We start from the raw sequence: 8,526 nt of genomic DNA, 5'->3' as shown, positions 1-8,526 counted from the left end.
GCCTCGGCCGTGCGTGCCGCCGCCACCGGTGGCAGGCCGCCCCCAAGCCACTCCCCACTCATGGACACCACTCCGTTTCCCCCTGGCATGAGGACTTCCCCTGCCACGAGCCCTCGAAAATCGAGTCTAGGACGCGGGTCCGACAGTGCGAGTCCGAGGGACGGGAAGACGCGTTCACCGGTCGACGTACTTCCGCAAGACGGCCTGGTAGTCGGCGAATTCCGGCTCGGTGTGGAGCGCGTCGGTGCCCCGCTTGAGGTAGACCATGCCCGGGCAGTTGGGCTTCCCGCTGCCGAGCAGCTGCTCGCTGCCGACCTTCTTGCCCGTCCTGGCCTCGTACACGCTGACGTCGTACACGCCGCGGTACAGCTTGACGGAGTCCGTCGTGAACTTGCAGTCGGTCAGGAACTCGCCCTCGTCCGGGGAGTCCAGGCAGGCGATGAGCTGCACCCGGTGGGGGTCGAGGCCGTTCCCGCTCCAGTATTCCGCGGTCTCGGAGGTCGGGTAGGCCAGGCGCGGGGAGCCGGACTCGCTGATGCCGAACATCGCGATCGGATGCGGACCGGCACCGCCGTGGTCGGCCGCCTGCGGGAAGTACTTGCGGGCCATACCGTCGCCGCAACCGGTCTCCAGGTCGGAAACGCGGCTCAGCGCCTTGGCGTTGGCCTTGGGCTCGGCCATCACCCAGTAGACGCCGTAGCCGACGGCGACCACCATGGCCAGCGCGGTGACCCGCAGGAACAGCGTCTGCCGCCGGCGCTGTTCGGGCCGCGGGGGCTCGACGGGCGCCCCGCCGGACCGGCGTCCGGTCGCCACCAGGTATCCGAGGCAGAGGACCGGGGCGGCCGCCACCACGGCGAACAGGGCACCGACGAGCGGGTTACCGCCGTTGAAGGCGATCATCGAGAAGACCACCGCGATGCCGAGGAACACGACCATCAACCGGGCCATGACCACACCCTTCCCTGAGAACGACGACGAGCCCAACCTAACGGCGTCGAACGGCCCCTCCTTCGCGTTCCTGCATCAAGGTTGTGACAGTTGCTCGATGCCCTTGCCACGCCTGGCGGCCGGAATCCCGACCTCCGTCACCCCCGAGTCGGCAACGCGACGACGTGGCTGACACACAAGCCGGCGCTCGGGCCGAAACACCACCGAAGCACCACCAAAACACCGCCACACTGTTTGGTGACGATCATTAACTTGCGGGGGATTTTGGTGATTTGATTCACCGTCAAGTACCCCTGCATTTTGCACAACTCTTCCCTTCTGTTCACGCAACTTGACTTCAACAAGCACCGGGGCTGTGCCTTACTGGGGATGCGCTACGCGCGTTGCGTGTTTCCCCCCCACTACGTCAGGAGAGTCCCGGTGAGTCCTACCAGACGCCTCATACCCGCACTGACCGCAAGCGCCTTGGCCGCAGTGGGCGCAGTGGGCGCACTGATGCCCGCCACCGCCTCCGCCCACACCGCAAGCGCCTTCTCCCTGGTGATCCTGCCGGATCAGAAGGAAGGCGCGATCTATGACTTCGTCAACTCGGCGAAGAAATCGGTGGACGTGACCATCTACGAGCTTCGGGACACCACACTCGTCAACGCTCTGGTCAAGAAACAAAAGGCGGGCGTGAAGGTCCGTGTGGTCTTCGACGCCCAGCACGCGTCCATCGACGGCGCCGCCTACAAGGCGCTCGCCGCGGCCGGTGCCGGGGTGACGTACTCGTCCTCGGAATTCACCTACACGCACCAGAAGACGATCACCGTCGACGGCGCCAAGTCGTACGTGAGCACCGGAAACTTCGACACGAAGTACTATGCGACCTCGCGTGACTACGGCGTCTTCGACTCCGACAAGGCCGATGTCGCGGCGATCGAGAAGGTCTTCGACGCGGACTTCGCGAAGACCTCCGTCACCCCGTCCGACGGCACCGACCTGGTCTGGTCGCCCACCGACTCGCAAAGCCACCTGTTGAGCCTGATCAAGGGGGCAAAGCGCTCCCTCGATATCCAGCAGGAGGAGTTCGGCGACACCACACTGGTGAATGCCATCGTCGCGGCCGCGAAACGCGGCGTCGCCGTACGTGTCGTCGTGGAGAACCAGTCGTCCAAGTACAGCAAGCAGCTGAAGAAAGTCACCGCTGCGGGCGGCAAGGTAACCACCTACTCGAGCTCCACGGGCTACTACATCCACGCCAAAGCGATCGTCGCCGACTACGGAACGTCGTCCGCGAAGGTGTTCGCCGGATCGGAGAACTTCTCCAGCAACTCCCTCAACCACAATCGTGAACTCGGCCTGATAGTGCGCGATTCCGCCGTCATCAACGGCATCGAGAAGGCGTTCACCGCGGACTTCCACAAGAGTTCCGGAACCGCCTGACGGTACCCGTGCCACACGGGGGGGGCGAGTGCGGTCTTTTCGGCGGACATTCCGCGTGCCAACGACCTCCGGCACGCGGTGCGTTGCGAGCGTCTGCGCGATCGGCCGCACCACCCCGCGGGAACTGCCCGGGGCGAGAGATCAGGGGAACGGCCGCGCCCGGGGTCCACGGCGACCATCCGGTGAGAACGAGCTCGGCAGGGGGAGCCGCCCCCGGACCGGCCACCACGGCGCGGTGGGCCCGGCGGGCCAGGGAAAGCCTTTGCCATAGCCCGGTATCTCTTTGACGCACGGTTCACTACTTTGCAAGAGAGCCACCACTCACCGGGGTGGCGCCATTGAGTGCACGCGCGCAACTCAGCACCGGCAATTCGCCGCAATCCTGACGTGATGTCACATCCGCTCCGCCCAGCGCACCACTTCCTTGACATGTCATGCTCTTGACACGCCGGAGGTGTGTGCGCTGAGCACGAGCGACGTGGGCGTTCCCGGATCGGCAGTGCCGGCGGCCGGACTCTTTCCCCCACGGAGGTCATTGCCTTGCGTTCCCCACGAAAGGGCAGATCCGCTCGCACCCGAGGACTGGCGCGTCGCGCGGTCCCGACCCTGCTGTCGGCGGCAACCCTCGTCATCGGCGGCATGATCGCTGCCAGCCCGTCCAACGCCGCATCGACGGCGCTCACGCGTCACACCTCCCCCACCATCTCCGCAGCGACATCGCTGGCCCGCGCCCACGCGCACATGCACACCCGTCGGCTGTGTGCACACCCGTCGAAGCCCGGCGAGATGGCCTGCAACGCGGTGGCCCGGACGGACCTCAAACAGCAGCTGTCCCTGCGGCCGCACGCCGCCCCAGGGGGGTACGGCCCCGCTGACCTGCGGAGTGCCTACAACCTGCCCCAGTCGGGCGGCGACGGCCAGACGGTGGCGATCGTCGACGCCAACGACGACCCCAACGCCGAACAGGACCTGGCGACCTACCGCGCCCAGTACGGGCTGCCGGAGTGCACCACCGACAACGGCTGCTTCCAGAAGGTCGACCAGAACGGCGGCACCAACTACCCCGCACCGGACTCCGGTTGGGCCGGCGAGATATCCCTCGACGTCGACATGGTCAGCGCCGCCTGCCCGCAGTGCCACATCCTGCTGGTGGAAGCGAACAGCGCCAGCATGGACGACCTGGGGACGGCGGTGAACCGCGCCGTCGCCATGGGCGCCAAGTTCGTCTCCAACAGCTACGGCGGCTCCGAGGACTCCACCGACGCCACCTCCGACGAGCAGTACTTCAACCACCCGGGGGTCGCGATCACCGTCAGCTCCGGTGACAGCGGCTACGGCGTCGAGTACCCCGCGGCCTCCAAGTACGTCACCGCGGTCGGCGGCACCTCGCTCCAGCAGGACAGCAGCTCCCGTGGCTGGTCGGAGACTGTCTGGGGCACCAGCGCGGGCGGCCAAGGCGCCGGCTCCGGCTGCTCCCAGTACGACGCCAAGCCGGCCTGGCAGCAGGACACCGGCTGCAGCAACCGCGCCGTGGCGGACGTCGCCTCGGTCGCCGACCCCGCCACCGGCGTCGCGGTCTACGACACCTACCAGGCCAGCGGCTGGAACGTCTACGGCGGCACCAGCGCCTCGGCCCCGTTCGTCGCCGGCGTCTACGCCCTCGCAGGCACCCCGGGCGCATCCGACACCCCGGCCTCGTACCCCTACAGCCACGCCTCCGCGCTGAACGACATCACCAGCGGCGCCAACGGCTCCTGCTCGCCCTCGTACCTCTGCACCGCGGGCGACGGCTACGACGGCCCGACCGGCCTCGGAACGCCCAACGGGACGGCTGCCTTCACACCGTGAGACGGCGTCAGGCCGTCCCTGAAGCCGTTCGCACAGACCTCAGCACGGCGTGACAGACGCTCCAAGATGCACTGACATGCGCAACACGCACGGCAAAGGTACAGACAGGCAGGCACCATCACAGTCCGGCGGCCTCCACGGCGCCGGACTGTGACCTGGTGCGGGGGCGGCGGCTGGCGAGGGCGGGGTAGCGGACGAGATGCTCGATTCCCCGCACCGTCGTCGTTCAGACCGCCCTCGTTCAGGCCGTGCCGCCGGCGCACGGTACGTCCGCCAGGTGCTCGACAATGACGAGCGTGCCGTTGCTTCCGGGACGGACGGCATGCTCCACTCCTGGTCCGACGATGTACATCTCTCCTGCGCCCACTTCGACGTCGGCGTCTCCCACGGTGAGGCACAGCGTTCCCTCCAGTACCAGCAATGCCTCCGCCGCTCCATGGGACTCACGCGCCAGAGGGCTGCCGTCCATCCGCAGAACCTTCACGCCGGCGCCCCCGATCCGTCCCAGGAGCCGCGAACTCCAGGCATCCGGCAGGTTCGCGGCCGTCTTGCGCAGTGCGACCAGGCTCATGACATACCTCCTGGCGGGCAGCCTCGCCGGAGGGTTTGCAACCACCGGTGGCGCCCGCGAGCGTGTTCGTAACGGGACGTAGGGACGCTACGGAACATCCGCACGCCGTTGGGAGACCGTTCGGCAAAATCTCCCGCCGCGGCCTCCCTTCCGGGCACGCCAAGGTCGCGTCAAGAGCAGCCGCGGCGATTGCTGAGACGTGGTATGCCTCAGAGCACGCAAGAACAACGGAAGGAACGGGGGACCAGGTGTTCTCGGGCAAGGCAGGAAGTCCGAAGTCCGCTTCGAGGTTCGGGCTGGTGCGGCGGGGCTATGACCGCGGGCAGGTCGACGCGTACATCGAGCGGCTGTCCCAGGCCGGACCGCCGCCGAGCGAACCGCCGGCGTTCGACCTGGTCCGGCGTGGGTACGACCGGCTACAGGTGGACACCTGTATCGAGGAGCTGCGGGCGCGCAGGAACTCAGTCCCGCAGCCAGGACAGCAGGCGGACGGGCCTGTTGACAGCCGGTGATCCCGGTCCGCAGCCGTGCCATGCGTATCAGGCCGGGCGCGGGATGTAGGCCATGCCGTGGGCACCGGCCTCGCCGTGCTTGGGGATGTCCAGTCGGGCCAGGCGCTTCAGCGTTTCCAGGTCGATGATGTCGACGGTGGACGAGGCGACACAGGCCACATAGGCGAGTCGGCCGTCGGGCGACGAGGTGATCGTCAGCGGGACGTGTCCTACTTCGATCTCGCCCATGGCCGGCCCGCCCTCCGCCGAGGCGGAGGAGGAACCCGCGTACGGTGCGGCCACGCAGACGTGCGTGCCGTCGGCCGAGACGGCAAGTCCTTCGCTGTCAGGCACCTCGACCTTTGCCGTGAGGGTCCCCGTTCGAGGTCGACGACCGAAACGAACGGGGCCTCCTTGTTGGCGGCGAAGCCCGTCGTACCCGCCGGGTCGATGGCGAACCAGTGCGGGCCGGGCGCGTCCGTGTCGATCCGGCCCAGCGGCCGACGGGTGTGGGTGTCGATCACCACGACGCCGCCGGGGCGATCCGCCGAGGCCCCCCCCCCGCTGGCGTAGAGGCGATGGCGCGAGGCGTCCAACGCCAGGCCGTGCGGGCCGTGTTCGGGAGCGAGGTCCACGACCTCGACGATGCGGCGGGTGTCCGGGTCGATGACGGTCACCTCGGTGCGTCGACCGCTGTTGGCGTGGTGGTAGCCCGAGTGATATGCGTACCTTCACCGTGCGAGCCACCGATCTACTGTTGGCGGGTCTGGCCGGACCGCTGACGGAGCTGATCCACACCGAGGCCCCGCACGTTGATGTGGTCTTTCTGCCGGAGGCGGTGGAGGGCGGTCCGGCACTGCGGCAGGGCTTGCCTGCCCCCCCCGCAACTCGTCCGTTCCGGGCCACCGTTGGTTCCGCGAGCGCCTGGCAGCCGCGGTGCCGGCTCCGCCGGGGAAAGAGGACGATGGATCTTGACTCGCCTGGCATCATGCTGGCATGTCTGCTTACGTGATCTCCGAGGTCGAGAACTGGACGATGAACTGGCCGTCCGCTACCGGGCGTTGGCGGAGGCATCCATCCGTCGCTACGGCGGCCGCTATGTCGTCCGGGGTGCCGCGCCCGAGGTCCTGGAGGGTGCCTGGCCCGCTGCTCAGCGGGTGGTGGTCGTCGAGTTCCCGGATGCGGAGCGGGCCAAAGAGTGGTACGCGTCTGCCGAGTATGCCGAGGCGCTGGAGATCCGGCAGTCGGCGCTGGAGCGGCGGCTGCTGCTCGTCGAGGGGATTTCGGATTCTCGTTGAGCGGGTTTCCGGGTTTTTCGGTAGCTTCGCGAGGGGTCGGAGGGGCCGCGCATCCGCGTCGTCGGGGGTGGGGCCGGGTCTTACGATTCGCTGACGGTGGGGCGTGCGGGGTGGTGGGAGCGCCGGGGGTGGTGTTCTGCTGGGCGGATGGTCAGTGAACGGCAGGACAGGCCCGTCGGTCGGCGGTTGGTGCTGGGGATGCTCGGGCTCGGTGCCGCAGGGGTGGCGCTGGGGGCACCGCTGCAGGACGGCATCGACGGTGCGCTCGCGCGCGTACGCGACGAGGATCCCACCGGCATCACGGGGCTGTTGCCCGGCTCCGGTGGCTTTCGGTTCTACTCGGTGGCGTCGTCGGTTCCGCGCCGGACCGCGGCCGACTACCGGCTCACCGTGGACGGACTCGTGACGCGTCCCAGGACGTACACGTTGGCGGAGCTCCAGGGCCTGCCGCGTACCCGGCTGGTGAAGGACGTGCAGTGTGTCACGGGGTGGCGGGTGCCGAAGACGCCGTTCACCGGGGTGCTGCTGTCCCGTCTGCTCGCTGCGGCGGGGGTGAAACCACAGGCCAGGGCGGTGCGCTTCACCTGTTTCGACGGGGTGTACAGCGAGAGCCTCACCCTGGAGCAGGCCCGGCGTCCGGACATGCTGGTCGCCTACGCGATGGACGACCGGCCGGTGACAGATGCGCACGGCGGCCCGGTCCGGCTGTACGCGGCGCCGATGTACTTCTACAAGTCGGCGAAGTGGCTGTCCGGCATCACGGTCACCGACCGGGTGCAGCCCGGCTATTGGGAGCAGTATGGGTACGAGGTGGATGCCTGGGTCGGCAGGTCGAACGGGCGGGACGATGCCGGTATCGACTGAGCGTGCGGCCGCGGCACGGGGCGAGGAGCCGGTGTTGCGGAGGTTCACCGTGGTGGAGCGGTGGGTGCACTGGGGAACGGCGGTGCTGATGGGCGTCATGCTGATCACGGCTGCCTGTCTGTATGTGCCGTGGCTGGCGGAGCTGGTGGGTCGTCGCAGGCTGGTGGTCGGCCTGCACGAGTGGGCGGGGCTGGCGTTGCCGGTGCCGCTGCTGGTGGGGCTGGTCTCGCGGGCCTTGCGGGCGGATCTGGGCCGGCTGAACCGGTTCGGGCCGCATGACCGCGGCTGGGTGCGCGCGGCGCTGCGTGGGCACCGGCGTCCGGCGGGGAAGTTCAACGCCGGGCAGAAGCTGTATGCGGCGTTGCTCGCCGGCGCGGCGCTCGTCTTGCTCGGCACCGGGCTGGTGCTGTGGTTCCCGGGCCTGGTGCCAGTGCTCTGGCGGACGGGGGCGACCTTCGTCCACGACTGGACCGCCCTGCTCATCGGCGTCCTCGTCGTCGGTCACATCGGGATGGCGGCCCGCGACGCGGAGGCCCGGCGCGCGCTGCGTACCGGCTATGTCTCGCGTGCCTGGGCCAGGCGGGAGCATTCCTTGTGGGAGCGGGAGTCCTGACCCCGGCGGCGGATGCGGGACCACCCGCCGGGCCGCCAGTTCCCCTCACCGCGCAGCAGGGCACCGGCGATGACGGCCAGGGCGCGGCGCCGTACGTCACTGTCTGGAGCGGAAAGCCGGGCAACAGAGGCCCCGCGAGATACAGCAGCGCGCCGGCGTGGGGACGCTCAGCCATTCCCGGCGGCCGTCGAGGGCGACCAGGGCGACGACGAGCAGGGCGTACCAGGGGTAGTTGGGCGAGACCAGCAGCAGTGCGGTGTCGGTGACCAACAGGGCGCCGCGCCAGGGTCGTTCGGGGTCGCCGCGCAGCCACACGTACGCGACGAGCAGTGCGAGCAGCACGACGACGGCGGTTGCCGCGGCGGTGTCCGGCAGGAGCAGGCGCGGCAGGGCGAAGCGCTGGGCGCGGCCGGGTTGGGCTCGTGGTGGAGGGCGGGTGTGCCGTCGGTCATCGGCGGGCCGCCG

The 8,526-nt window shown here is 69.0% G+C and carries 9 protein-coding genes and 1 pseudogene; 6 read left to right on the top strand and 4 right to left on the bottom strand.

Going from position 1 to position 8,526, the window contains the following annotated elements; translation table 11 throughout:
• Nucleotides 1-174: 174 nt before the first annotated feature.
• Nucleotides 175-951: a hypothetical protein gene (locus tag B073_RS0137270; RefSeq protein ID WP_018543148.1), complete on the bottom strand. Its 777-nt coding sequence runs from the start codon at nt 949-951 to the stop codon at nt 175-177.
• A gap of 483 nt (nt 952-1,434) precedes the next feature.
• Here B073_RS0137270 and B073_RS0137265 point away from each other — a divergent pair, with 483 nt between their 5' ends.
• Together B073_RS0137265 and B073_RS0137260 are read left to right on the top strand one after the other, a co-directional pair.
• Nucleotides 1,435-2,376 carry a phospholipase D-like domain-containing protein gene (locus B073_RS0137265; protein ID WP_018543147.1) on the top strand — a complete coding sequence of 314 codons (942 nt, stop codon included), beginning with the start codon at nt 1,435-1,437 and terminating at the stop codon, nt 2,374-2,376.
• Between the two features lie 639 nt (nt 2,377-3,015).
• Nucleotides 3,016-4,224: a S53 family peptidase gene (locus tag B073_RS0137260; RefSeq protein WP_234025261.1), complete on the top strand. Its 1,209-nt coding sequence runs from the start codon at nt 3,016-3,018 to the stop codon at nt 4,222-4,224.
• A gap of 241 nt (nt 4,225-4,465) precedes the next feature.
• Here the strand turns inward: B073_RS0137260 and B073_RS0137255 are convergent, their stop codons facing one another.
• Entirely contained in the window at nt 4,466-4,795 is a 330-nt protein-coding gene (locus B073_RS0137255) for a cupin domain-containing protein (RefSeq protein ID WP_018543145.1), read from the bottom strand.
• Between the two features lie 248 nt (nt 4,796-5,043).
• Here B073_RS0137255 and B073_RS0137250 point away from each other — a divergent pair, with 248 nt between their 5' ends.
• Nucleotides 5,044-5,307, top strand: coding sequence for a DivIVA domain-containing protein (locus B073_RS0137250; protein ID WP_018543144.1), 264 nt, complete (start codon nt 5,044-5,046; stop codon nt 5,305-5,307).
• Nucleotides 5,308-5,334: 27 nt separating this feature from the next.
• Here B073_RS0137250 and B073_RS48615 read toward each other — a convergent pair whose 3' ends face one another.
• Complete coding sequence (locus B073_RS48615) at nt 5,335-5,640, bottom strand: YncE family protein (protein ID WP_234025260.1); 306 nt, start codon at nt 5,638-5,640, stop codon at nt 5,335-5,337.
• 617 nt (nt 5,641-6,257) lie between these two features.
• On the opposite strand from B073_RS48615, the gene B073_RS46140 reads away from it, so the two are divergent.
• From B073_RS46140 to B073_RS0137230, 3 genes are all read left to right on the top strand, one after another.
• Nucleotides 6,258-6,584: a DUF1330 domain-containing protein gene (locus tag B073_RS46140; RefSeq protein ID WP_234025259.1), complete on the top strand. Its 327-nt coding sequence runs from the start codon at nt 6,258-6,260 to the stop codon at nt 6,582-6,584.
• A gap of 147 nt (nt 6,585-6,731) precedes the next feature.
• Nucleotides 6,732-7,448, top strand: coding sequence for a molybdopterin-dependent oxidoreductase (locus B073_RS0137235; RefSeq protein WP_037814132.1), 717 nt, complete (start codon nt 6,732-6,734; stop codon nt 7,446-7,448).
• Nucleotides 7,432-8,061 (top strand): cytochrome b/b6 domain-containing protein, encoded by a 630-nt coding sequence (locus B073_RS0137230; protein WP_051094416.1) that lies wholly within the window; start codon nt 7,432-7,434, stop codon nt 8,059-8,061. Before B073_RS0137235 ends, B073_RS0137230 begins: the two co-directional genes overlap by 17 nt.
• A gap of 96 nt (nt 8,062-8,157) precedes the next feature.
• Here B073_RS0137230 and B073_RS42475 read toward each other — a convergent pair.
• Nucleotides 8,158-8,526, bottom strand: a pseudogene (locus tag B073_RS42475) (hypothetical protein); the annotation flags it as partial.

The sequence above is a fragment of the Streptomyces sp. MspMP-M5 genome (assembly GCF_000373585.1).
GTDB lineage: Bacteria > Actinomycetota > Actinomycetes > Streptomycetales > Streptomycetaceae > Streptomyces.
Note: the sequence above shows the minus strand (reverse complement) of the source record. Positions and strands in the feature narration are given on the sequence as shown.

Coding starts and splice junctions, on each gene's coding strand:
- B073_RS0137270 (WP_018543148.1), bottom strand. CDS start 951: ATGGCCCGGTTGATGGTCGTGTTCCTCGGCATCGCGGTGGTCTTCTCG.
- B073_RS0137260 (WP_234025261.1), top strand. CDS start 3,016: ATGATCGCTGCCAGCCCGTCCAACGCCGCATCGACGGCGCTCACGCGT.
- B073_RS0137255 (WP_018543145.1), bottom strand. CDS start 4,795: ATGAGCCTGGTCGCACTGCGCAAGACGGCCGCGAACCTGCCGGATGCC.
- B073_RS0137235 (WP_037814132.1), top strand. CDS start 6,732: ATGGTCAGTGAACGGCAGGACAGGCCCGTCGGTCGGCGGTTGGTGCTG.
- B073_RS0137230 (WP_051094416.1), top strand. CDS start 7,432: ATGCCGGTATCGACTGAGCGTGCGGCCGCGGCACGGGGCGAGGAGCCG.